The following is a 23642-nucleotide window of genomic DNA, read 5'->3' as shown; positions in this document are numbered from 1 at the left end:
TTAATCTATTTTTCGTTTAACAAACCAAATTCCGTCTAACGATAGATTAATTGATATTTTATGATAATTTTCTTTAATTAAATTATCAGCTACTCTGCCTTTCTGTCCGTAGGAATACGAAATATTCAAAGCTGAATATGTGTTTTCTATTGGCAGAGAAAGCCCCAGAGAAAAAGATGCATTGTTTACCCTTTTTCCGTCTACTTCAAGATAACCGGTGTCAAAATTTAGTCCGGTAGAATATTTTATTCTGTCCCAATATCTTCTCACGTTTTTCTTTGTACCATAACTAAAACCAAGGGCAAACCTGTCTTGATTTACAAAATCACCGTATGAATCAGATTGCTTCGTTTCGTCCCATAAACTTTTTTCATAATCAAAAGTCATGTTTATATTGTTTTTAAAGCGCTTGCTAATCCCTACACCAAATTCTAACGGCATATAATAATCATCAGCATCAGAAGATGCTTCTGCCTCTACTGTTGTCACTACCTCATCGGATACGGTTTGTACAGATTGCACTTTTGAAGCTTTAATTTGAGTAGGAACTTTAAAAGTTGTGGCAATTGTTAAAGTAGAATCGATTTTATATTGTGCTCCCAACGTTGTACGCACACCATTATAATTTGTTTTTCTGTGAATGTTTGTTAGAGAATTTACGATTAGAAAAGTTCTGTCTTCTTCTGTATTTCCAAATAACACAGATGCCGTTGCTCCTATTGAGAGTTTCTTGTTAAAACTATACCCGTAGGAGAAATCTAAATTATTTAGTCCGCCAGTGCCGACAGCTGTTAAATAATAGGATTCTTGACTATCTGCAATCGGCAGCTTAAGATTTGATATTTTAAACGCCGCACTTGAGTAAGGACGTAAAGCAACACTAAAACCAGATTTTTTGCTGAGAGGAAAAGCAAATGCTAAATGAGAAAATTGAAAATTGTTGCGTTTTTCTGTTCTTGAGCCACTTTGATAAGTTGTTCCAATCGATTTTCCTCCAATATCAAACATAAAGTGATTTTGAGGCATAAAACCTAAAGAAGCCGGATTTAAGTTGTTGATAAAATCGCTTGACGGCAAAGCCATACCAGAAGATCCCATGGATGGAAGTGTTCCAAAATCTGAATCATACACACTTCCTAATCCGTATAATGAATATGGTGAACTAGATATACTTTGAGCAAATGAGGTAAGCGACATTAAAATGAGGCAGCTAAAAAAAAATATTTTATTTTTCATTAATAAGAGATGTAATAAATTTTCAGTTGAATTTTATTGTTCAAATGCTTTTGATCTCCTAAAACAATTCGATTTACTGTTTTAGAGATTCCCGGAAGCGTAAAAATTAGAGAAGATCGGGCATCTGTTTGTTTCAGCATTTCCTTCTGCAGAAAATTACCAATATGCATGGAGTAACCTATATTCTCATTAAACTCATCGCTTTTTTTATTTAGTATACCGTAAACCGCTGTTCCGGCAGAATTTGCTAATGAAGTACTAATTCTGTTTAAATTATCGCCTACATAAATCGCAAGAGAATCTGCTAGTGGATATTGGGCAGAATAGGAATTATTAACAGGTTTCAAAATCAATTCGGCATCAACAATTGCCCCGTTATCTGCAATGTATTTGAGCTGTTTGATATTTGGAAAATCAATCCGACAGGCCACTCCGGTACCCGATTGTATAAACCCCTGATTACTTGTAGCACTACTGACCAGTTTACTGCTGGAAATGGGCAGATTTTGGAGTAAGGTTCCTGTTTTATCGAGTGATATTGCATTAAACTGCTTTGAAGTATCTAAAATTGTAAAATCTATGTAATATGAAATTTCATCTGTATCGGCTTGGTATTTTGAATAATACAGCCGCACTTTACTCGTTGCTGTACTAAAACCAATAACACTCGAAGAATTGGTTGTATTTGGCACCAGAACTAAACCTTTTAAATATTCGGTAAAACTATCAAAATCTGTAAGTTCTCTTGACTTTAGTTTTTGAAAAAGTGCTGTTCCAAAAGCATCATTCATTCTAATATTAATAGAATCTTTTTGAATTGGACGCGGCTTAAAGGAAATGGATCCAAGACTTTCTTCGCTGTAAGCCAAAGCCGAATTATTATAAAAACTATCGTCGTTTGTATTTGGCTTTACTTTTTGTGTTAATCGATGAATATCAAATTTCTGAACTGCTGTAGTATCTCCATAATAATAGTTATCATATTTTAAAATCATAGAAATCGAGTCAAAAACATAATTGACTGCCTGAGTATCAGATCCAGTGGTATAAAGCGCGTAAGTACTTGTAGACAACTGGAAATAACTGTTTGATTTTACTTTCCCAAAAATAGGATCGTTGTAATTACCAATCAAAATTCTGCCTTGACTTGAAGTTGCAAGTGAGTCAAAATTTATTGTAGACATATCAACAGTTACAGTATCAATCAAAACTACTTTATTGTTTGCAGCCAGATAATCAGATCCAACAACAAATTCGCCGGCATCCGTATCCGTTCCGCATGAAAAGAGAGTAATTGCAAAAAGCAGTATCAATAAAAACTTGTTCATAATGAATTTTTTGAACAAATATAAAATGCACTCTCCTGCACCACACTATAACATATACAGTTGCGTGTTTTTAGACTATAAACAGGAAAAAATCATCTACAATACATATACGGAAGCCGATACTTCATTCAACCTAAAAAACGCTCATTTAGTCTATCAAAAAGGGGCATACATATATCTTCTTTTTTTTAAAGCCATCTGCCACCTACTTTTGAACCAATAATTAAGTAATGAAAATAAGATTTTTAGTTTGTTCGATTTTTACGATTTCATTCTTCAGCATAAAAGCTCAGGAAAAATTATATGCCTCAGTGAATGTAAAAACAGAATCAACTGAGAAAATCAATTTTAATGAAACTAATATTAATGTATCATTTAATAAAAAGATAAACTCAAAAATTACGATTTCAAACCAATTGGAATATGCAAATTTGAAAGTGAATTATGATTCGGGCAGTTTTAAAAATTTTGAAAATTTGGATCAGTGGAATGAGATTCAAAACACATTAGGATTTTTATATGATGTTTCTAATAAAACTAAAATAAAGTTTTATGTTACACCAACTGCAAATTTTGAGCGCACTCTCGATATGTCTGATCTTACTGTTTTGGGAGGTTTTGAAATTAATCAGCAATTAATCCCAAGTACAACTATAATTATTGGAGCAGCAAGAACAACTGCATTTGGCTATCCTAAATACAGACCTGTCTTGTCTTTAAATTATAAAATAAATAACAGCAGTAATATGCTGATTGGGTATCCGGATTCTAAAATTTCGTACTCTAACAACATTAGAAACCAGTTTGTTTTAAGTAATAGCTTTAATGGTAATTTTTATCATTTAGACTCCACAAATGAATTGAATAATAATGCTTCGAAAGCAGTTTTATCGCAAATGACGACTGCAGTTGAATATGAGAGAAATGTAGATAAAAATTGGTTTTTAAATTTTAAAGCTGGTTATGATTTCGACAAAAAATACAATTTGATTGATACTAACAATCATACAGTATATGATTTTAATACAGGCAAAGGATACATTTTAGGAATTGGCATCAAATACAAACAATAAATAAATTTAATACACTATGAATAATTTAAAAAAAGGAATATTATTCGCGGCACTTTTTTCGAGCCTCTTTTTTGTTAGCTGCAGTAACGACGATGACGATGATGATTTGATAGGAAACTGGGTTAAAAAATCGGCATTTGACGGACCTGCAAGATCTAGTGCTACCAGTTTTGTTATTGGAGATTATGCTTATGTAGCAACAGGCTATACGGGAGATGTTTATTTAAAAGATTTATGGGCTTATAATTCAAATGGGGATTATTGGGAACAAAAAGCAGATTTTACTGGAGTTGGCAGAAGTTCTGCATCTAGTTTTACTCTTAATGACAAAGGTTATGTCGGACTTGGTTATGATGGAACTAATAAATTGAAAGATTTTTTTCAATATGATCCAAATGGTAACAGCTGGACTCAAAAAACTGATTTTGCAGGAACAGCGCGTTATGGAGCTCTAGGTTTTCAGGCTGGCGGAAAAGCTTATTTTGGAACAGGTTACGATGGAAATTATTTAAAAGATTTTTACCAATATGATGATCAAGCAAATACATGGACTCTTGTAAATGGATTTAGCGGTAATAAAAGACGTAATGCTACTGTCTTTGTAATTGCCGATAAAGCTTATTTGGTAACAGGTGTTAACAATGGTGTTATGCAGGAAGATTTCTGGGAATTTGATCCTGCAACAGATGTTTGGACCAGAAAACGTGATATTGACAAAGATACTGATGACGATTATACTTACAATGATGACTATGCCATTGTCCGTTCTAATGCTTCTAGTTTTACCATGAATGGATTAGGTTATATAGTAGGCGGCGAGAGTATAAAAACCGTTTGGGAATACAATCCAAGTACTGATACATGGTTAGAAAGAACTGCTATGGAAGGTGCAACCAGAACAGATGCTGTAGGTTTTGCGATTAATAACAGAGGTTTTTATATGTTGGGAAGAATAGGTTCTACTTATTTTGATGATGCTTGGGAATTTAAACCTTTAGAAGAACAAAATGACGACGATAATTAATACTAATAAACAATTCTTCTGGAGCACAATCCAGAAGAATTTAGTGTTTTTACTATTACTTTTAATGTTTGCCAGCTGCGCAAGAAAACAGGCGTTAAAAGCAGAAACATTTAAAACTCAGTCAGGATGGGGTTATACTATTGCTTACAAGAATAAGATTTTAATAAAGCAGTCTATTATTCCTGTAATCAATGATAATAAAAGTTTCTCGACAGAAGATGATGCGCTTAAAGTCGCAGATTTGGTAGTAAATAAACTCAATCAAAACATATCGCCAACGGTAACCAAAAAAGATTTAATTTTATTAAAAATAAAATTCTAAATGGAAATAGATACCATCAAAAATACCGGCTTAAATAAAATTTTGTTTCATTGTGCAATATGGATTTTTTTTATTTTGACTTCTTTAATTCAATTTTACGAAAGTCCGTTTAGCATTAATAATGACTTTTACGCACAATGGTTTACAGGAATCGTTTTATTTTATCTGAACTATTTTTATTTGGTTCCAATTCTTCTTTTGCAGAAGAAATACTGGCTCTATTTTATTTTTGTTTTTGCCCTTATCGCTGTGTTTATGATTATCAGGGTAAATTATTTTATGCCTGAATTCAGACATTTACGACCAGGAAACATGATCCCTCACAGAATGATGCCTCCTGATGGTCGTTTTTTTCCGAGAGGAAGACACGAAGGAATTGAAATGAGACAACCGCTTTTTTTTAAGCTCGCACCTTCGTTTTTTTACATTCTGGTTATTACTATAAGTGCGATTATTAGAACACTTACAGAGTTTTATAACAACCAGCAAAACAAATTAATTGCAGAAACCCACAGAACTAATACAGAATTAATTTATCTGCGTAAACAGACCAATCCGCATTTTTTATTTAATTCTCTAAACAGTATTTATTCTCTGGCTCATAAGAAATCTGATTTGGTCCCTGATGCCATCGTGACGTTATCTGAACTCATGCGGTATATGCTGTATGAAACAGATAACAAAACGGTGGCTTTAGAAAAAGAAGTCAATTACATTCAGAACTATATTGAATTACAAAAACTGAGACTCAATAACATCGAAGATATCTTTATAAATGTTCATGGAGACACCAGAAACAAGTTTATAGAACCCTTATTGCTTATTTCATTTGTAGAAAATGCTTTTAAATATGGAACAGATTATAAAGGCGCGGCTCATGTAAAAATCAAAATTTTCATCTCAGACAACAATCTTGATTTTTGGATTGAAAATACGATTGAAAATTATGTAAAAGACCCAGAAAATTCAGGAATTGGACTAGTAAATATTCAAAGCAGACTGGATTTACTTTATCCAAATGCGCACGAACTCACCATTACACAAGACAATGGTTTTTACCGTGTCCATTTGAATTTAAAGTTAGATGAAATTCAAACCGATATAAATTAAAACTCACTGATTATGGACAGAAAAAAATTCATCAGAAATAGTATTTTCGGAATTGCATCATTAGCAACAGCTTCAACACTATTAGAATCATGCTCAAAAAATGATCATGATGATTCAGAAACAAATTCTGGAGACGGAAGCTGCACGGTTTCTCCATCAGAAACCAAAGGTCCCTTCCCTATTAAAACACCAAGCCAGCTGGTTTTAGAAAATATAAAGTCAGACCGGGTTGGAGTTGCACTGCTTATTAATTTAACTATTGAAAATAAAAATAATAACTGCGAACCTTTATCTGGAGTTTTAGTTGATGTATGGCATTGCGATAAAGATGGAAATTATTCTGAATATGGCGGTACATCTATGCAGCAAGCAGATTATACAACCGTTCACTTTTTAAGAGGAAGACAAACTTCAAATACTAAAGGTGAAGTTTCCTATATTTCAATTTACCCAGGATGGTATCAAGGAAGAGCGCCACATATACATGTAGAAGTTTTGAGTGCCAGTGGTAACTCCTTATTGGTTACACAAATTGCTTTTCCAGAACCAGTTTCAAGTACGGTATATGCAAGCATCAATTATGCTGCGCACGGTCAGGCAGATACTGCAAACACAAGAGACAATGTTTTTTCAGATAGTTTATCAGATGAATTAGCCACGATAACTGGTAATCTGACAGATGGTTATACATTAAGCAAAACAATTATCGTAAATGCTTAATTTTGGACAAACCAGTATTTTATGATAATTTTAAAACTTAAATTACTGGTTTAAAACTACTTTTGACTGCCAGAAACAAATTAAAAATTAAATACCCAAAAGATGAAGTGTGTAATTATTGATGATGAGCCTTTAGCAGTTGAACTATTAGAAGACTTTGTCCGTAAGATAGAATCGCTGGAATTAGTAAGCACTTTTAATAATGCAATTGATGCTGTTTCTTTTATTAATCAAAATAGTATCGATTTAATTTTTCTGGATATCCAGATGCCTCATTTTTCTGGAATTGATTTTTTAAACACCATCGAAAAAAAACCTTTAGTAATTTTTACGACTGCTTATTCAGATTATGCTGTCGAAGGATTTAATCTTGGCGCTGTCGATTATTTGGTAAAACCTATTCCGTTTCATCGTTTCTTAAAATCGGTGGTAAGGGCACAGCAGCTTTTAAGTCCAACCGCATCAGTTCAGGCTATTTCTGAGAATACTACTGTTCCAGAAATCGAGCAGGATTTTATGTTTGTAAGAGCAGAATATGAAAATGTAAAAATGAATTTTGCAGACATCCTTTTCATTGAAGGCTTAAAAGATTACGTTAAAATTTACACTACAGATAATAAATTTACTTTAACCTTAATCAGTTTAATTAAATTAGAAAATCTGCTTTCGAGCAAAGGTTTTTCAAGAATTCACAGGTCTTATATTATCAATATAAAGCACGTAAAATCTATTCAGAAAAATAAAGTTTTGATTAGTGATAAAAGAATCCCGATTAGTGAAAGTTACAAAAACACTTTTTTCGAAAAAATCAACTTATAACGTTTTTAAATTCCAAATAAAAAATTCCAAATTCCAAGCTCTTAGAACATTGGGATTTGGAATTTTATAATTTTCAGAATTTATAATTTTATTCTTCGTTTTTAAACCAGCCGGAATACATAACGTAATTGTTTGAAATACGCTCGATTTCTCCTGCAAAATCAGATTGATCAATGTCTTTAACTTTTTTGGCAGGAACGCCTGCATAAATAGTTCCTGAAGGAACAGTAGTATTTTGAGTCACAACTGCACCGGCTGCAATAATCGAATTACTTTCTATTATACAATTATCCATTACAATTGCTCCCATTCCGATCAGCACATTATCATGAATCGTACAACCGTGAACAATAGCATTATGTCCTATAGAAACATTATTACCGATAATTGTCGGGTGTTTTTGATACGTACAATGAATAATTGCTCCATCCTGAATGTTAACTTTATTTCCTATTTTAATAAAGTGAACATCTCCTCGAATCACAGCATTAAACCAAACACTGCAAGAATCACCAAAAGTAACGTCTCCAACAATAGTTGCATTTTCGGCCACATAACAATCCTGAGGAATTATTGGCGATTTGCCATTTACAGATTTTATCAGCATAATAAAAGTTTAGTTAATTGCCGGACAATTACAATTGTAACGTTCTTTTTTACAAAATAAATTAATTCCTAACGTAATTTGATGATAACCTCCAGTATCAAACTTTACATCGCCGGTAACGTGAGAATACGTATAAGCAAACATAAAATTCTTAACATTTACCCCAACTATTGGTGTAAAATATTGAAGTTTTTGAGCAGCTACTCCACTTCCTGTGCTATATTGAGCACCATCAAAACTTCTTCTGTAGGATAATGCGGCCCATAAACTTCCAAAGTCTAAATTTTTGTAGGCTTTCAAGTTTAAATCAATAGATTTTTCTTTTGTTTTATCAAATATTTGAAATAAAATAGAAGGCTCCCAAGTAATACTTTCACTTTTGCCAAAAACATACCCGGCACTTAATAAAAATTTTCTCAAATTGTCACTTTCGTAATCAGTGTACAATTCTCTTCTGGTTTCAATCAAGCCCTGCACAGTAGCATGAGCATAAAAATCCAGAAAGTTATAAGAAGCTCCAACATCTATATTAAAATAAGAATCTTTTTGAATTGAACCGAAAACTAAAGGATCAAACGTCGTTCCGAATTTAGTTTCATCTAATTGATTCTGAATCAATCCGCCGCTAATACCAAATGAAAGCTGATTCAAATCTACTTCATCTCTGGAAAACATAATATGATGCGCGTAAGTAAGCTTCATTCCTTTTTGTGAATGATATCCGTTTTTGTCATTAAAAACAATAATTCCGGCACCAGATCGTTCTCCTATTCTTCCATTAAAGCTTAAAGTCTGCAATGAGGGTGCATCATCCTGGCCAAACCATTGCTTTCTCGCAGTCAGTCTTATTTTTGCGCAATTTGCCGCTCCAGCCATAGAAGGATGTATTAAATAGTAATTATCTGACAAATAATCAGAATAAACCGGAATTCCTTCTTGAGCATATGTATAAAAAGAGGTAAGTAAAAATATAAATAAAACTCTGGTTTTAAGTTTCATAAAAAATAGTTTTGTTTAAAAACAATTTTAAACTCTAATAATTTAACACGATTTATTGGAGAAGAGTCTTAATTATTTCATTAAAAAATCAAATATAGGTATTAGTAGAAAATAACTTTATTAAATTTGCAAAAAATATACTACCATGGCAAAAATCACGATAAAAGAAACTCAAAATCCGACCATTATAAAATTCGAATTTGAAGACTTTATTACACAGAATCAAAACTTTGAGTTTAAAAATATAGACGAAGCACAATCTTCCCCTTTAGCACAGCAGTTATTTTACCTTCCGTTTGTAAAAACAGTTTATATATCGGGCAATTTTATTGCTGTAGAACGATATAGTATTGTAGAATGGAGTGATGTACAAGACGCTGTAGCAGAACAAATAGCTGCGTTTGTAGACAAAGGGGGTGTAATCATCAAGATTGATGAAACTCAGACTAAAAAACAGCCTATTACAGTATATGGAGAAACAACACCTAACCCGTCTGCCCTAAAGTTTGTGGTAAGCAGAATGTTAACCAAAAATGCTGTAGAATATAAAAATATAGATCAGACTGCTTCTTCTCCACTGGCACAGGAATTATTCAAATTTCCATATGTTAAAGAGGTTTTCATAGACGAAAATTATATTTCGGTAACAAAATATGATATCAACGACTGGTCTGAAATTACACTTGAAGTAAGAACGTTTATCAAGCAATTTATTGAAAACGGCGGAACTGTTTTAGACGAAAGTCTAATTCAGACTACAGCTAAAAATGATGTAACCAAAGATGAAGCATTTGACAAGCTTGATGTTACGTCACAACAAATAATCAACATATTAGAAGAATATGTTAAACCAGCAGTTGCAGCAGATGGCGGTAATATTGCATTTGATTCTTATAACGAAGAAGACAAAACAGTAAAAGTAATCTTGCAAGGCGCCTGCAGCGGATGTCCTTCTTCTACTTTTACTTTAAAAAGCGGTATCGAAAATATGCTGAAAAGCATGCTGAATGATGAAGCTATTAAAGTTGAAGCTGTAAATGCATAAAAAAACAAATTATTAAATAAAATTAGCGCCTCCAACGAGGCGCTAATTTTTTATATCTTAACTATAATAATTATTTTAACAAAAACATTGAAATCTTATAAAAATAGTTAATATTGTACTCTAAACTAACCAATTAAAACTATGGGATTATCATCATTTTTCACAAATTTATTTGGCAGAGCCAAAGAAACTACTGCTGAATTTTCTGAACAAGCTGAAAGTACGATAGAAAAAGTTAAAGAAGCAGCAGAGCCAATATTAGATACAGCGGTGGAATACGCAGAAAAGGTATCGGATTCGATAAATGATATTATCGATTCTGTAAAAGAGGCGGCTTCAGAAATTACAGAGGAACGTTTAGTTACTGAAACTGTATTTGATACCAGCGAAGATTCCGTTGCAGAAATCAACGAAGATTCTGACAAATAATAACAAACTCTTTCTTTTTAAAGAATAAAATATTTTTATATTTGCATCATCAATATGCCTTCTCAATTGAGAAGGTTTTTTTTATAAAAAAAATGGACATCAACCCAGAACAATTCAGCAATTACGCTTCTAGATTTATTAACATATTAATAGATTATTCTCCAAAATTAATTTCGGCTTTTCTAATTTTATTTGTTGGTTTATATGCCATACGATTAATAAACAGAATTATTAGAAAAATAATGGTCAAGAGGAATCTAGATCCTACTTTAACAAAATTTCTGGCCGATATTTTATTATGGGCTTTAAGGATTTTATTGTTTGTATCTTTTATTTCAAAACTCGGAATCGAGACTTCTTCTTTTGTTGCCATTTTAGGAGCAATGGGTCTTGCTGTTGGTCTGTCGCTGCAAGGTTCTCTTTCTAATTTTGCAGGCGGTATGCTTATTATTGTCTTTAAACCTTTTAAAGTAGGCGACACAATTGAAGCGCAGGGAGTTATTGCAACCGTTTTGGAAATTCAGATTTTTGTAACTAAAATGCTGACTGGAAACAATCAGACTGTTTTTGTACCAAACGGAGCTTTATCTAACGGAACGATCATCAATTATTCGATGCAGGGAGAAAGAAGAGCTGATCTTACTTTTTCTGTTTCTTATGATTCTGATATCAAAAAAGCAAAAGAAGTTCTTTTGGATGTTTTAAATAAAAACCCAAAAGTACTTAAAAACCCTGCTGCAGAAGTTTTTGTAAAAAATCTTTCGGCAGCTTCTGTAGATTTTGCGGTGCGTCCGTGGGCAAAAAATGCCAATTATGGAGCTGTTTTCTCTGAGACATTAGAGAATTGTAAAATTGCATTAGACGAAGCTGGAATAGATACACAGCCTTATACAATTCAAAAATAATAAAATTGTTTACTGTTTTTTTGAAGGAGGAATAATCATAAAATCTTTCAAATAATAAGGTTCAAAATAAGCGACATCTACAGTGTCGCTTTTTTGGTATTTATCATAACTGATTTTACTCATTGCTTTTGCAGAAGGATATTTTATTTCTTCTAAAAATACAAAGTTGGAAGCGGTTAAAACAGGTTTACTTTTTTCTGCACAATCACCCACAAAATAAACAGTTTCTGTATATTCAGAAAAAGAATTTTCGTCAATTATTTCTGCTTTAATAGATCTTTCAGTTTCTAAATTGGCATTAAAAACTTCACTGTATACCTCCATTCTTCTGGCGTCCAGCATTGGTATAATTTTTCCGCTTGAAACGTTAGCCTGCGATGCTAATGTTTTTAAAGTATCAACAGCTATTAACGGAATATCTAATGCGAAACATAATCCTTTTGCAGCCGAAACTCCGATTCGCAAACCCGTATAAGAACCTGGTCCCTGACTTACAGCAACCGCTGCTAAATCCTGAACTGTAATTCCTGCAGATGCAATTACTTCCTCAATAAAAACATGAAGCTTTTCGGCATGAGAATAACCTTCATCGGCAATTTCATTACATGCAATAGTTTCACCATCTTTTGCAATGGAGACCGAACAGTTTTTGGTTGCCGTTTCGATATTTAGGATATAAGACAAGGTAATTAAGTTTTATTATTTAAAATTGGACATACAAGAAAACAGTTATTAAAGTCACTACAGGAATAATACATAAATTTACTGCTAAAAAAAGTAAATAAAGCATTAATTTTTTTCCTGTAGAAAAATAAACAAACTCTTCAGTATAATATTGACTGTTATAAATCTTATAATGAGTAAAAATAAGGAATACTAAAATAAGAACTAATAAAACAACAATAAATTCAACAAATCCGGCAGGTGGACTACCACATAATGAAATCATATTACTATAAAGATTATTTCTTAGGTGTATCAGCTTTTTTCAGCTTTACTTTATCGCCAGAATTTAACTCTTTAGAAACTGTTGTGTAAGGTCCAGTTATCACTATATCTCCAGATTTTAAGCCTGACATTACTTCAATATTAGTATCGTCCTGAACACCCGTTTTAATGATTCTGATTTTTGCTTTGTCTCCAACTTTCACAAAAACACATTCAAACTTTTTGTCACTTTTAGGAGCTGTTTTTTTCTCGTTCGGATCTTCAACCTTAAATTCTGTTACTGCTGTTGTATCTGATTTTACAACAACGGAACTAATTGGAACTGCCAAAACATTTGCTTTGGTTTGCGTAATAATATCTACTGTTGCAGTCATTCCTGGTCTAAACGGCGAATATGTACTTGGCTTTCCTTCTAATAGATCTTGATAAGATTCTTTTAAAATTCGAACTTTAACTTTAAAATTAGTTACCTGATCAGAAGTCAGTGTTGTACTGGCAGAATTAGAAATACTGGTTACGGTACCTTTAAATTTCTTTTTTAAGTATGCATCGACTTCAACATTGGCTTCATCCCCAATCTTTATTTTTACGATATCATTTTCATTTACGTCCACTTCAACTTCCATATTGTTTAAGTTGGCTACTCTCAAAAGTTCTGTTCCTGCCATTTGCTGCGTTCCCAAAACACGTTCTCCAAGTTCAACGTTCAAAACAGAAATTGTTCCATCAGCCGGAGCATAAATTGTGGTACGGCCTAAGTTATCTTTTGCTTCATTTACAGATGCAGAAGCACTCTGAACAGTGTAATAAGCATTTTGTTTAGTTGCTTTAGCCACTTCAAAAGAGGCAATCGCTTTATCCCAGTCTGATTTAGAAATTACGCCTTTATCATACAATGTTTTATTACGCTCGTAATTTGATTTTGCTTCTTTAAAACTTGCTTCAGACTGCGTTAAGCCAGCTTTGGTTCCAGAAAGATTAGAAACCGAACGATTGTAGCTGGAGGTATATAAATCAGGATTTATTTTAACTAATAAATCTCCTTTTTTTACAACCTGACCTTCTTTTACATTTAATAATATAATCTCACCAGAAACTTCTGGCGCTATTTTTACTTCGATTTCTGGCTGAATTTTACCAGTTGCCGAAACTGTTTCGACAATAGTCGAAGCCACAACTTTTGAAATTTCTACTTCTTTTCCTTCATCCTTATTTCCTATTACTCCTGCTTTAGAAAGACTTATTAAAACTGCGATAACTACAACAGCACCGCCTACTAAGAAATAAATTGTTTTTTTTGACATAGTAATTTAGTTTGTGATAATTGGAATAATTGGAATTCCAAAGTAAAATTCAAGTATTTTAATTTTGAAAATATAATCGTATTTAGTTCTGATAACATCAGATTGTGCATTAGTCAATAAAGTCTGTGCCTGAGTAAAATCAAAAGAATTCATCAAACCTACATCGTACTTTTCTTTTGCATAATTATAAGCCTGTTGTCTTGCTTCTAAAGTTACTGTAGAAGATTCGTACGTGTTTAAAGCTCCTTTTGCATCTGTAAACGCAGTATAAACGTTACGTTGCAAATCTAAACTTTTTTGTTCTAAATCTATTTTAGATTTCTCTAAACTTACTTTACTTCTTTCTACATTATTTCTAACCGAGAAACCATTAAATATCGGAACAGATAACTGAAATCCAAACGACTGCCCTTTATTATCATCAAACTGATCAAAAATTGGCGCCGCATTACCCAAAACAGATGAATAATTATCACGCACTACAGGCTGATTTGTTCCTTGAACATAACCTATTTGAGTGGAAGGATTTGCACTATTTAAAGTAGAACCGGTAACAATATCCGAATAACTTGCTCTTGTATTAAAGTTGTAGAAAGCACTTAATGTTGGCTGATAAGCTCCTTTTGCAATAGCAACGTTTTTTTCGGCAATTTCAAGATTAGTCTGTGCTAATTTTAATTCTGTTCTAATTTCTTTTGCTTTATTGTAAATATCAACCGGATTTTGAGCCATGATATTATTTTCGTCCTTAGCATTAGTATCATCAATTACATCAAAATCGGCAAATTCCTTAAGTTGTAGTAACTGTGCTAAACTCAATTTTGAGATCAGCAGATTATTTTCTGCTACAATAATATTTTGTTTATCTGTCGCTGCAGTTGCTTTTAAGTCGTATAAATCACCACGCGGAATTGTTCCTGCATTTACCATTTCTTCAGAACGGGCAAGTCTTTTTTCATCGATTGACAATTGCTCGAGTTTTACTTTCAGATTTTCTTTATTGAAAAGAATCTGCAAAAAAGCATTTGCAACATTAAGACCAATATCTTCCTGCATTTTCAGCAATTGATATTTTGAAGCAACAATAGAAAGATTTGCTTTTCTAAGTGTGTTTTGATTCTGAAGGCCTTTGTAAATATCTACACCGACTGAAGCGCCAATTGATGAATATTGTGTGGTCTGATTTTCAAGCAAACCTGTTGTAATATTTTGATTCAGACCAATATTCCAGGAATGAGAAGCATTTGCATTTACTGCTGGCAGAAAGTTACCAAATGCGGCTTTTTTATCAATAGCTGCATTTTTAATATCCAATTCTGTGTTTTTAATTGTGATATTGTTCTCCATCGCATATCTAACACACTCTTCTAAAGTCCATTTTTTTGTCTGAGCCTGGCCCGAAAATCCAAACCCAAATAACATTGCGAAAACAAGACTATTATATTTATTTATTTTCATATATTTTGAATGAAAGCATAGCATCGATACTACGCAAATTTAACATTTTTTAAAACCAAAAAACCTATTATTCTGTTTTCAAATTATTTTTTATCGCCTTCGTTTATTAAGCCCTGATTCCAGATTTTAATTTTATCCGATTTTTTTACGCCATTTTTAACTTGAACATAAATTCCGTCACTAACTCCCAAAACAAGATCTTTTTTCTCAAACTTTTGAGGAGCGGTTTCGATCTCTATATAAGGTTTTTGTGTTTTTTTGTCAAACTGCACCAATGACTCTTTTATAGCCAGCACCTTGTCTGCTTTTTCTAAAATAATAGAAGCATTTGCGCTCAAGCCTGCTCTAATAAAGGTTGCATCTCTATTTTCTAAAGAAGCTTTTATTTCAAACTGAATTGCACCATTTTCTGTAACACCTTTTGGAGCAATGTAAGTTAAAACAGCTGTAAATTTTTTATTTTCAATTGCTCCAACCGTAATCTCAATAGGCATTTTTTCTTTTATTTTCCCTACTTCAGATTCATCGATTTTTCCAACAAAAATCATTCTTCCAACATCTGCAACACTTGCAATTGTGGTTCCTTCATTAAAATTATTACTTTCAATAACCTGATTTCCTACTTTTACAGGAACATCCAAAACCATCCCATTTACGGTAGAACGAATCAAAGTATTTGCATAACTGCCCAATGACGAAGTAGTTCCTGTTTTTACAATATCTAAACTTTGTTTTGCCGCCAAATAATTTTGTTTTGCCTGTTTGTAAGCCAATGAAGCTGCATCAAAATCGTTTGCAGAAATAACGTCTTTATCAAATAATGTTTTTTGTCTCTGATAAATTTTCTCTTGGTTATCTAAAGCAATTTTTGCAGTCTGAACCTGATTTTGTGTACTGCTTACATTAGAAACATTTGCTACTACTCTAATTTTAGCAATCATGTCGCCTGCTTTAATTTTTTCGCCTGCTTTAATGTACACTTGTTCAATAATTCCAGATATATTTGGTTTGATTAATACCTCCTCATCCGGCTGAATATTACCTGTCGCTATTGTGTTTTTTACAATCGTTTTAATTTCTGCTTTTTCCGTTTTAAAAACGGTTGGTGCCTCTTGATTCTTTGCGTATAAATAGTAAAGTGCGCCAAAAAAAACTATAGCTATAAAAATTAAAATGGTTACAGTTACTCCTTTTTTCATTTTGTTTTTGGTTTAATCGATTATTTTGATTGATAATTTATTCTGTTCTTAATGCATCTACCGGCTTTACACTAATTGCTGTCTGAGCAGGAATAAACCCTGCCAGCAGACCAGATCCTACTAAAATTAATAGAGCAACAAATACAACTCTTAAATCTACACTAGGATTGGCAAACATTGTATTTTTTCCCGGCGGCATCGAAGCCAGGAACATATTTAACAGCGCAATAACTCCGGTCGCAACGGCAATACCAAGCATGCCGGATATAATGGTTAAAAATATAGATTCAGATAAAATCTGTCCGCGGATCGCAGCAGGTGTTGCCCCTAATGCTCTGCGTATTCCGATTTCTTTGGTACGCTCTTTAACTACAATAAGCATAATATTAGAAATACCAATCACACCTGATATCAAAACTAATGTTCCGACAAAATAAGCTATGATTTGTAGAATATTAAACAAACTCTGCACCTTATTATACTGTTCATACAAATCAAAATTGCCTACAGCTCTTTCATCAGCAGGATTTACAGAATGTAATGCTTTAATTAATTCCAAAATCTTAGGCTTCAATTCGGTTATTGATGATCCATCTTTTGCGGTCAGCGCCATCCAGCCTACTTTATCTCCATAATTAAAAGCCTGCTGAAAAGTGGTAAAAGGTATAAAAATATTTTTCTGCTGTTCTTCTGCATTTCCTCCTTGTTGTTTGGATTTATAAACTCCAACCACCATAAAATTTATTCCGTTGATTTTTATATAAGTTCCAACTACTTCTTCTTCTTTTCCATAAAGCTGTGCAATTACTCCTTTACCAATCACCGCTATTTTTCTTTTTTCGAGAATATCCTGCTGATTTAAAAAACGACCTTTGATAATATCCATGGGCTCCTGTTTGATCAACTCCGGATAATCTCCATAAATAGTAAATGCTGCCGTTTCTGTACCTCGAACAACATTATTAGTTCCGTTAAAATCCCCTAATTGATTACGAGGAGAAACATATAACAAATCAGGTAAAGCTTCTTTTAGAGCTTGTACGTCACTGTTTCTAAAATCAAAACGACGTACTTTAGGAAGTCCTTTATAAGCCTTAGAAGTACTCTGACTCCACATAAACATAGTATTGGTGGCGATACCATCAAAACCTTGTTTCACTCCATTTTCCAAACCTTTTCCGGCTGCAAGTAATATTACCAAAATAAATATTCCCCAAAACACACCAAATGCAGTCAGAACAGTTCTGAAAACATTGGCCGTTAAAGCTTGTAAAATTTCGTCCCAATTATCTTTCTTAAACATAATTATTCGTCTCTAAGTGCTACAATAGGTTTAATTTTGGCCGCTCTGTAAGCAGGAAAAAATCCAGCCAATGCACCGGCAAATACAAGCAGAAAAACGGTCGTAATTGCAACACCAAAATCTACTTCAGGATTTCTAAAATATTCACTCTGTACCATTGGCCCAACAAATTCCAGAAGAAGTAAACTAGCCAATAATCCGGTAAAACCTGCAATAGTGGTGATAAAAATGGATTCGTGAAGTATCATTGAAATAATTGAAATTGGAGATGCTCCAAGTGCTTTCCTAATTCCTATTTCTTTTGTTCGTTCTTTTACAATAATCAGCATAATATTACTAACCCCCACTACACCAGCAATAATAGTACATATCCCTACCCACCAAAAAAACAATCTGATATAAAGATTGAGATCATAAAACTGCTTAGCATCTTCAACTGAATTAAAAATTCTAATAGCGCTGTCATCATCAGGAGCGACAATATTTTTACTTTTCAACAATTCTTTAACTCCATCTGTAAATTTTCTGGATTGTGCCAAAGCTTCGTCATAATCTGCTTTCTTATTCAAAACAAACGACATTCCGTCAATCTTATCGCCCGCGCCATAAGTACGCTGATTGGTTGTCATTGGCATATAAACTCTTACTTCTTCACGTTCGCCAGAAGGATCTGTAAATACACCTATAACTTTAAAATTAATCCCGTTAACTACTATTATTTTTCCCAGCGGATCTTCTCCTTTAAATAAATCCTGCTCAATTTTCAAACCGATTACAGCTACTTTTTCATTGTTTTTTAGATCATTATCATTTAAAAAACGACCTTTTATTATGGTAGCATTTTCAATAGCTAAATAATCAGGAGTAACTCCTCTATATTGGTAGCTTCCAGATTCTTTTCCGTAGGCAATTGTAAGACCTCTGGTAATTCTGGTATTTGACTTTTTATTAATTTCGTCGCCGTATTTTTTAATAGAAAGTTCATAATCGTTATTTCGAAGCTGAATCTGTCTCCCTGGATTTAGTCCTTTATATTGTTTGGTTGTAGTCTCAGACCAAATTTCGATAATTCCTTTAGCATCATTTTCAAATTGTTTTTCAATTCCGTTCTGAAGCCCTTTTCCAGCACCAAGCAAAATCACCAGAATAAAAATCCCCGAAGCCACAGAAACCCCGGTAAGAAATGTTCTAAGTCGGTTTTTTGAGATTGCCTCAAAAATTTCCTGCCAGCGCTCGATATTAAACATAAGATGAAGCTCTAACTTGTTCTACCATTTTATCATCGATAATTAATCCATCTTTCAGGACTACATTTCTTTTGCACATTGCTGCAATATCTGGCTCGTGTGTAACGATCAAAATGGTTTTACCTTCATCGTTAATCCCTTGAATAAGCTCCATTACTTCATATGAAGTTTTAGTATCTAAAGCTCCTGTCGGCTCATCTGCCAGCAATACTTTTGGGTTTGACGCCAATGCTCTCGCAATGGCAACACGCTGCTTTTGCCCTCCTGAAAGTTCGTTTGGCAAGTGGTGAGAATGCGTTCCCAAACCTACTTTTTCAAGATATTTCATCGCGATTTCATAACGTTCTTTTCTTTTTACACCTTGGTAATACAAAGGCATAGCAACATTATCTAAAGCTGATTTGTAATTTATTAAATTGAAAGATTGAAAAACAAATCCTAAGAATTTATTTCTGTATTTTGAAGCTATCGTTTCGTTCAATTTTTTTATTGGAGTATTATCTAATATATAACTGCCAGAATCTGCTTCATCCAAAATTCCTAAAATATTAAGGAGTGTAGATTTTCCAGATCCTGAAGATCCCATAATCGCAACCAGCTCGCCTTCAGCGATATTAAAATTAATTCCTTTCAACACATGCAATTCTGAATTGCCCATTTTGTAGGACTTGTGCAAATCTTTAATTTCGATCATGATATTGTTAAATTTTTAAACAATAATAAGGTTTTTTATAAGTAAATTATGATAACAAAACGTTAATAGTTTTACTTACTTATTTGAATAAGACTACAAAGTTTATCAAATGTTACACTTTATATATAAAATATAATTGTTTTTGTAATTTTATCCCATCTAAAAAAATCATTAATAATGAAACTTCGTTCAATTATTTCACTTATTACAACAGTTATTATATTAACAAGCTGTTCTTCAAGCCAAAAATTAGAAACTTTAAAACCAGAACCAGATGATGCAAGTCCTTTAGTCTATGACAGCAGCCCTTCTTTTATTAATTTACCGATAACAGTAAAACTTGCTGATATTGAAAACCAAACCAACACACTTTTAAACGGATTAATATATGAAGACAACAATATCGAAGATGACGATATTGAAATCAAAATATGGAAACAGGCTCCTATAAAAATTCAAAATGATCCTGCAAATCCAGATAAAAAGATTAAGACTATACTTCCCTTAAAAGCAAATATTAAATATCGGATAGGCACAAAACGTCTTGGAGTTGAACTCTACGATATTCGTGAATTTAATTTAAACGGAGTAATCACTTTATCAAGCGAAACGATTCTAACTAATTGGAAGTTAACTACCAAAACAGAATTCAAATCATTAGACTGGAACGAAAGTCCTACAATGACCGTTTTTGGTAAAAACATGCCGATTACTTACTTAATTAACCCTGCAATTTCTATTTTCAAATCTAAACTTGAAAAAAGTATTGACGATGCGATTGAAAAGTCTATGGATTTCAAACCAAATGTTTTGGCTGCTGTAGAAAAAATCAGTACTCCTTTTAAAATGAGTGATACTTTTGAAAGCTGGCTGCGAATTGTTCCAGTCGAAATTTATTCGACAAATGCAAAACTCAAAAAAGATTCCTTTTTATTAGATATGGGAATGAAGTGCAACATGGAAACAATAGTAGGGAAACAGCCTGAGTCGAAATTTAATGCAAGTAAAACGGTATTGAAACCTGTAGCAAAAATTCCAAACCAAATTAGCGCTAATATCGCCGCAATTTCGAGTTATGTTGATGCATCAAAAATTATGACAACAAATTTTGCGGGACAAGAATTTGGTTCCGGAAGCAAAAAAGTAACAGTTAAAAATGTATCGATCTGGCACAAAAACGGAAAAATGGTAATTGCTCTTGACGTTTTAGGATCTATAAACGGAACATTATATTTAAATGGATTTCCTCAATATAATCCTCAGACAAAAGAAATTTATTTTGACAAACTTGATTATGTCCTAGATACTAAAAGTAAGCTTATGCGAACTGCAAACTGGCTGGCACAAGGTTATGTTTTAAAGAAAATGGAAGAAAGCTGCCGTTATTCAATTCAGCCGAATTTGGAAGAAGGCAAAAAAAGTATGGCTTTGTATCTTAAAAACTATTCTCCGATGCCTGGTGTTTTTGTAAACGGGAAAATGGAAGATATTCAGTTTGATAAAATCCAGCTAACCAATCAAGCTATTATAGCGTTCATAAAAATAAACGGAACCGTGAATGTCTCTATTGACGGACTGAAATAATAATAAAAAAAGCAGTATAAATATTATACTGCTTTTTTCTTTTTGGATTGGTACATTCTATAAATCAGATAACCAATTATAGCAACTAGTAAATACGGAATTACCATTAAGTAAACAATTCCGTTATTTACTGCTTCTGCTTTTTTTACATTTGAATCTCCTGCAAGAGCTGCGCGGCACATCGCACATTGAGCATTAGTCGCAAGAGAAAAGAAAAAAGAGAATAACATATAGAACATTTTTGTTGAAAAAAAATCTATAAATCTATTTCTATCAGTCTTTTTATTGTCTTTATTCTGTATTCTATTTTCTATTTTAAGCATAATACGGGGAAATCATTAAAAATACTATAACTCCAGTTACTGCAACATATAACCAAATCGGAAAAGTGATTTTGGCTATTTTTCTATGTCTGTCAAATCTTTCAGAAAGTGCTCTTACATAAGTAATCAACACTAAAGGAATTATTGCTACTGAAAGTAAAATATGTGTTATCAAAATAATGAAATACACTAATCTCAATGAACCAATTTTAGCGCTTTCTGCTGTATCAAGAATACCGTCATGATTTAAATCACCAAATTTTGTTGAATCTGAAGTCATATGATAGGCTACATACATAACCAAAAACGCGAGAGATAAAGCAATAGCAAAAGTCATTAATCGTTCGTGGAGCTTGCGATTTCCTTTTTTGATTGCCATTACCGCCAAAACCAAAACTATTGCGGTAATCCCATTTGTAGTGGCATAAATTGGCGGTAAAAAGGACAAAGGTTCTACATTAAAACCCAAATCTTTTAGTTTAACACCAAATAAAATCGCTACGACAACTGGTATAATAATCGAAACGGCAATAATAAGCTTACTGTATTTTTTTTCTAATGAATGATCTTCCATTGTTATTCTTCTAATAGTATTTTAATATCTTCCTGAATGTCTCTTACCCCTTTTTTATCCAATCCGTCATAGTAGATATTTGGGTTTCCAAATTCATCTTTTCTACAGCGAATATTTCCCTCTTTATCAATTAAAGCAAACAATCCAGAGTGCTCAAACCCGCCGCTTACTTTATCATTCTCACCAGCATAAAGATTAAATCCTTTGTTAGACAAATCCATAATTGTTGCTTTATCTCCTGTCAGGAAATTCCAATTAGAAGATTTAACTCCAAGTAGTTTAGCATGATCTTTTAAAACTTTCGGCGTATCATGAGAAGGATCAATTGTGATAGAAACGATTCCGAAATTAGGATTTCCAAAAAAGGTCTTCTCTATCTCCAGCATACTCATATTCATTTTTGGACAGATTGAAGGGCATGTAGTAAAGAAAAATTCTAAAACATAGACTTTCCCTTTATAAGTTTCATTAGATATTTTAAGGCCATCCTGATTGGTTAGTTCGAACTTTGGTGCTTTTCCAATTACAACTAATTTTCCGTCAGATTTAGTTTTTGATTCTACATTATCCAGACGATTTCCTTTTACTACTTCACCATTTTTAATTCTATCTACAATTTTAGGCACAGCATAAATTCCAAAAATTAAAATGATAAAAGAAATTCCGATATATGATTTGTTTTTAAACATTATAGATACAATTTAAAGTTGTTTAGTGGCATTGTGATTCTTCTTTAAAGCAGCGCGGTATTCATATAGAATAATTTTAAAATCATCTAACATTTCATTACTCAGCTCCGATGGATGAAACATATCATATCCTTCTTTATAATCTTTCTTGTCTTTTCTGCCTCTCAGGTTTCTTTCTTTATCTACGATATAAATATTCGAAGTTCCTAAGTCGTCATTTAGCTTTCCTTTTAAATGCAATTGATTATAAAATGTTTTAATCTCTTCAGGCGAAGCAAAAATAAAATTCCATCCTGAGACATCTGTAAAAGGAGCAAGTGCATCAACTAATTTCTGAGCTTCTGCTTCTGTTCCTAAAGGGCAAAGCACCACAAACTGAAGATCTTCAAAACCGTTATAACGTTTGTAGATTTTCTCGTTTAAATTAAAGTAATTACCGCGATTGCTTAGAATATGAGATCCCGAAAAACCTAAAACAGTAATTTTCTTATTCAGCGAAATTTTTTTACCATTTAAACTTTTCCAATCTCCAAAGTCAGCAATTTTAGGAGTTATTGTAGGCAGTTTAGTAAAACTATTCACTCCAGAAGCAAAAAACAAATACGCTACAATTGGAAGAACAAAAAGCGAAAAGAGAACTATATTTTTTTTCATTATTAGTGAAGAAGTTATTGGAGTACAAAAATAAAAAAAGCTCCGTTA

Annotated in this window: 25 protein-coding genes; 10 read left to right on the top strand and 15 right to left on the bottom strand. The window is 32.7% G+C overall.

Going from position 1 to position 23642, the window contains the following annotated elements; translation table 11 throughout:
- Positions 1–1236 (bottom strand): hypothetical protein, encoded by a 1236-nt coding sequence (locus tag B0A68_RS00875; RefSeq protein WP_035685632.1) that lies wholly within the window; start codon positions 1234–1236, stop codon positions 1–3.
- The gene (locus B0A68_RS00870; protein ID WP_035685634.1) at positions 1236–2564 is read right to left on the bottom strand and encodes a DUF4270 family protein; all 1329 of its coding nucleotides are present in this window, start codon (positions 2562–2564) and stop codon (positions 1236–1238) included. The genes B0A68_RS00875 and B0A68_RS00870 overlap by 1 nt, the downstream gene beginning before the upstream one ends.
- A gap of 230 nt (positions 2565–2794) precedes the next feature.
- Between B0A68_RS00870 and B0A68_RS00865 the strand changes: the two genes are divergently transcribed.
- From B0A68_RS00865 to B0A68_RS00840, 6 genes are all read left to right on the top strand, one after another.
- Positions 2795–3637, top strand: a complete 843-nt coding sequence (locus B0A68_RS00865) for a DUF6268 family outer membrane beta-barrel protein (protein ID WP_035685636.1) — start codon at positions 2795–2797, stop codon at positions 3635–3637.
- Between the two features lie 16 nt (positions 3638–3653).
- The gene (locus B0A68_RS00860; protein ID WP_035685637.1) at positions 3654–4661 is read left to right on the top strand and encodes a Kelch repeat-containing protein; all 1008 of its coding nucleotides are present in this window, start codon (positions 3654–3656) and stop codon (positions 4659–4661) included.
- Positions 4645–4983, top strand: coding sequence for a DUF4907 domain-containing protein (locus tag B0A68_RS00855; protein ID WP_035685638.1), 339 nt, complete (start codon positions 4645–4647; stop codon positions 4981–4983). Before B0A68_RS00860 ends, B0A68_RS00855 begins: the two co-directional genes overlap by 17 nt.
- On the top strand, positions 4984–6093 hold the full coding sequence (locus B0A68_RS00850) for a sensor histidine kinase (RefSeq protein ID WP_035685640.1): 1110 nt from the start codon (positions 4984–4986) through the stop codon (positions 6091–6093).
- Between the two features lie 12 nt (positions 6094–6105).
- Positions 6106–6813 (top strand): dioxygenase family protein, encoded by a 708-nt coding sequence (locus B0A68_RS00845; protein WP_035685641.1) that lies wholly within the window; start codon positions 6106–6108, stop codon positions 6811–6813.
- 102 nt (positions 6814–6915) lie between these two features.
- A complete protein-coding gene (locus B0A68_RS00840; RefSeq protein WP_035685643.1) occupies positions 6916–7632 on the top strand; it encodes a LytR/AlgR family response regulator transcription factor in 717 nt (238 codons plus the stop codon).
- An 88-nt stretch (positions 7633–7720) separates the two neighbouring features.
- On the opposite strand, the gene B0A68_RS00835 is transcribed toward B0A68_RS00840, so the two are convergent.
- Together B0A68_RS00835 and B0A68_RS00830 are read right to left on the bottom strand one after the other, a co-directional pair.
- On the bottom strand, positions 7721–8239 hold the full coding sequence (locus tag B0A68_RS00835) for a gamma carbonic anhydrase family protein (protein ID WP_035685645.1): 519 nt from the start codon (positions 8237–8239) through the stop codon (positions 7721–7723).
- A 9-nt stretch (positions 8240–8248) separates the two neighbouring features.
- On the bottom strand, positions 8249–9238 hold the full coding sequence (locus B0A68_RS00830) for a PorP/SprF family type IX secretion system membrane protein (protein WP_035685648.1): 990 nt from the start codon (positions 9236–9238) through the stop codon (positions 8249–8251).
- Positions 9239–9383: 145 nt separating this feature from the next.
- On the opposite strand from B0A68_RS00830, the gene B0A68_RS00825 reads away from it, so the two are divergent.
- The 3 genes from B0A68_RS00825 (at position 9384) to B0A68_RS00815 (ending at position 11617) form a co-directional block, all read left to right on the top strand.
- A complete protein-coding gene (locus tag B0A68_RS00825; protein ID WP_035685650.1) occupies positions 9384–10283 on the top strand; it encodes a NifU family protein in 900 nt (299 codons plus the stop codon).
- Between the two features lie 141 nt (positions 10284–10424).
- On the top strand, positions 10425–10712 hold the full coding sequence (locus B0A68_RS00820; RefSeq protein ID WP_035685653.1) for a YtxH domain-containing protein: 288 nt from the start codon (positions 10425–10427) through the stop codon (positions 10710–10712).
- A gap of 92 nt (positions 10713–10804) precedes the next feature.
- Entirely contained in the window at positions 10805–11617 is an 813-nt protein-coding gene (locus tag B0A68_RS00815) for a mechanosensitive ion channel family protein (RefSeq protein WP_035685656.1), read from the top strand.
- Positions 11618–11626: 9 nt separating this feature from the next.
- Here B0A68_RS00815 and tsaB read toward each other — a convergent pair whose 3' ends face one another.
- The 7 genes from tsaB to B0A68_RS00775 form a co-directional block, all read right to left on the bottom strand.
- Positions 11627–12301 carry a tRNA (adenosine(37)-N6)-threonylcarbamoyltransferase complex dimerization subunit type 1 TsaB gene (gene tsaB, locus B0A68_RS00810; RefSeq protein ID WP_035685659.1) on the bottom strand — a complete coding sequence of 225 codons (675 nt, stop codon included), beginning with the start codon at positions 12299–12301 and terminating at the stop codon, positions 11627–11629.
- Positions 12302–12579: 278 nt separating this feature from the next.
- Entirely contained in the window at positions 12580–13869 is a 1290-nt protein-coding gene (locus B0A68_RS00800) for an efflux RND transporter periplasmic adaptor subunit (RefSeq protein WP_035685661.1), read from the bottom strand.
- A gap of 6 nt (positions 13870–13875) precedes the next feature.
- Positions 13876–15327, bottom strand: a complete 1452-nt coding sequence (locus B0A68_RS00795) for a TolC family protein (protein ID WP_035685663.1) — start codon at positions 15325–15327, stop codon at positions 13876–13878.
- 83 nt (positions 15328–15410) lie between these two features.
- The gene (locus B0A68_RS00790; protein ID WP_035685665.1) at positions 15411–16526 is read right to left on the bottom strand and encodes an efflux RND transporter periplasmic adaptor subunit; all 1116 of its coding nucleotides are present in this window, start codon (positions 16524–16526) and stop codon (positions 15411–15413) included.
- Positions 16527–16563: 37 nt separating this feature from the next.
- Positions 16564–17829 (bottom strand): ABC transporter permease, encoded by a 1266-nt coding sequence (locus B0A68_RS00785; RefSeq protein WP_035685667.1) that lies wholly within the window; start codon positions 17827–17829, stop codon positions 16564–16566.
- A 2-nt stretch (positions 17830–17831) separates the two neighbouring features.
- Positions 17832–19076, bottom strand: coding sequence for an ABC transporter permease (locus B0A68_RS00780; protein WP_035685669.1), 1245 nt, complete (start codon positions 19074–19076; stop codon positions 17832–17834).
- Positions 19069–19770 (bottom strand): ABC transporter ATP-binding protein, encoded by a 702-nt coding sequence (locus B0A68_RS00775; protein ID WP_035685671.1) that lies wholly within the window; start codon positions 19768–19770, stop codon positions 19069–19071. The genes B0A68_RS00780 and B0A68_RS00775 overlap by 8 nt, the downstream gene beginning before the upstream one ends.
- Before the next feature lie 177 nt (positions 19771–19947).
- Between B0A68_RS00775 and B0A68_RS00770 the strand changes: the two genes are divergently transcribed.
- Complete coding sequence (locus B0A68_RS00770) at positions 19948–21354, top strand: DUF4403 family protein (RefSeq protein ID WP_035685673.1); 1407 nt, start codon at positions 19948–19950, stop codon at positions 21352–21354.
- A 23-nt stretch (positions 21355–21377) separates the two neighbouring features.
- Here the strand turns inward: B0A68_RS00770 and B0A68_RS00765 are convergent, their stop codons facing one another.
- The 4 genes from B0A68_RS00765 to B0A68_RS00750 form a co-directional block, all read right to left on the bottom strand.
- Positions 21378–21584, bottom strand: a complete 207-nt coding sequence (locus tag B0A68_RS00765) for a hypothetical protein (protein ID WP_316930988.1) — start codon at positions 21582–21584, stop codon at positions 21378–21380.
- Between the two features lie 85 nt (positions 21585–21669).
- Entirely contained in the window at positions 21670–22251 is a 582-nt protein-coding gene (locus tag B0A68_RS00760; protein ID WP_035685678.1) for a DUF420 domain-containing protein, read from the bottom strand.
- 2 nt (positions 22252–22253) lie between these two features.
- Complete coding sequence (locus B0A68_RS00755) at positions 22254–22940, bottom strand: SCO family protein (protein ID WP_035685681.1); 687 nt, start codon at positions 22938–22940, stop codon at positions 22254–22256.
- Positions 22941–22952: 12 nt separating this feature from the next.
- Complete coding sequence (locus tag B0A68_RS00750) at positions 22953–23594, bottom strand: hypothetical protein (RefSeq protein WP_035685685.1); 642 nt, start codon at positions 23592–23594, stop codon at positions 22953–22955.
- Between the last annotated feature and the right edge of the window lie 48 nt (positions 23595–23642).

This window comes from Flavobacterium reichenbachii, assembly GCF_002217435.1.
Taxonomy (GTDB): domain Bacteria; phylum Bacteroidota; class Bacteroidia; order Flavobacteriales; family Flavobacteriaceae; genus Flavobacterium; species Flavobacterium reichenbachii.
Note: the sequence above shows the minus strand (reverse complement) of the source record. Positions and strands in the feature narration are given on the sequence as shown.

Bases quoted from the DNA above. Each gene is read 5' to 3' on its own strand.
- B0A68_RS00775 (WP_035685671.1), bottom strand. From the start codon at position 19,770: ATGATCGAAATTAAAGATTTGCACAAGTCCTACAAAATGGGCAATTCA.
- B0A68_RS00830 (WP_035685648.1), bottom strand. From the start codon at position 9,238: ATGAAACTTAAAACCAGAGTTTTATTTATATTTTTACTTACCTCTTTT.
- B0A68_RS00815 (WP_035685656.1), top strand. From the start codon at position 10,805: ATGGACATCAACCCAGAACAATTCAGCAATTACGCTTCTAGATTTATT.
- B0A68_RS00800 (WP_035685661.1), bottom strand. From the start codon at position 13,869: ATGTCAAAAAAAACAATTTATTTCTTAGTAGGCGGTGCTGTTGTAGTT.
- B0A68_RS00860 (WP_035685637.1), top strand. From the start codon at position 3,654: ATGAATAATTTAAAAAAAGGAATATTATTCGCGGCACTTTTTTCGAGC.
- B0A68_RS00760 (WP_035685678.1), bottom strand. From the start codon at position 22,251: ATGGAAGATCATTCATTAGAAAAAAAATACAGTAAGCTTATTATTGCC.
- B0A68_RS00850 (WP_035685640.1), top strand. From the start codon at position 4,984: ATGGAAATAGATACCATCAAAAATACCGGCTTAAATAAAATTTTGTTT.
- B0A68_RS00750 (WP_035685685.1), bottom strand. From the start codon at position 23,594: ATGAAAAAAAATATAGTTCTCTTTTCGCTTTTTGTTCTTCCAATTGTA.
- B0A68_RS00820 (WP_035685653.1), top strand. From the start codon at position 10,425: ATGGGATTATCATCATTTTTCACAAATTTATTTGGCAGAGCCAAAGAA.
- B0A68_RS00855 (WP_035685638.1), top strand. From the start codon at position 4,645: ATGACGACGATAATTAATACTAATAAACAATTCTTCTGGAGCACAATC.
- B0A68_RS00825 (WP_035685650.1), top strand. From the start codon at position 9,384: ATGGCAAAAATCACGATAAAAGAAACTCAAAATCCGACCATTATAAAA.
- B0A68_RS00770 (WP_035685673.1), top strand. From the start codon at position 19,948: ATGAAACTTCGTTCAATTATTTCACTTATTACAACAGTTATTATATTA.
- B0A68_RS00835 (WP_035685645.1), bottom strand. From the start codon at position 8,239: ATGCTGATAAAATCTGTAAATGGCAAATCGCCAATAATTCCTCAGGAT.
- B0A68_RS00790 (WP_035685665.1), bottom strand. From the start codon at position 16,526: ATGAAAAAAGGAGTAACTGTAACCATTTTAATTTTTATAGCTATAGTT.
- B0A68_RS00840 (WP_035685643.1), top strand. From the start codon at position 6,916: ATGAAGTGTGTAATTATTGATGATGAGCCTTTAGCAGTTGAACTATTA.
- B0A68_RS00795 (WP_035685663.1), bottom strand. From the start codon at position 15,327: ATGAAAATAAATAAATATAATAGTCTTGTTTTCGCAATGTTATTTGGG.
- B0A68_RS00875 (WP_035685632.1), bottom strand. From the start codon at position 1,236: ATGAAAAATAAAATATTTTTTTTTAGCTGCCTCATTTTAATGTCGCTT.
- B0A68_RS00785 (WP_035685667.1), bottom strand. From the start codon at position 17,829: ATGTTTAAGAAAGATAATTGGGACGAAATTTTACAAGCTTTAACGGCC.
- B0A68_RS00765 (WP_316930988.1), bottom strand. From the start codon at position 21,584: ATGTTATTCTCTTTTTTCTTTTCTCTTGCGACTAATGCTCAATGTGCG.
- B0A68_RS00865 (WP_035685636.1), top strand. From the start codon at position 2,795: ATGAAAATAAGATTTTTAGTTTGTTCGATTTTTACGATTTCATTCTTC.
- B0A68_RS00845 (WP_035685641.1), top strand. From the start codon at position 6,106: ATGGACAGAAAAAAATTCATCAGAAATAGTATTTTCGGAATTGCATCA.
- B0A68_RS00755 (WP_035685681.1), bottom strand. From the start codon at position 22,940: ATGTTTAAAAACAAATCATATATCGGAATTTCTTTTATCATTTTAATT.
- B0A68_RS00870 (WP_035685634.1), bottom strand. From the start codon at position 2,564: ATGAACAAGTTTTTATTGATACTGCTTTTTGCAATTACTCTCTTTTCA.
- B0A68_RS00780 (WP_035685669.1), bottom strand. From the start codon at position 19,076: ATGTTTAATATCGAGCGCTGGCAGGAAATTTTTGAGGCAATCTCAAAA.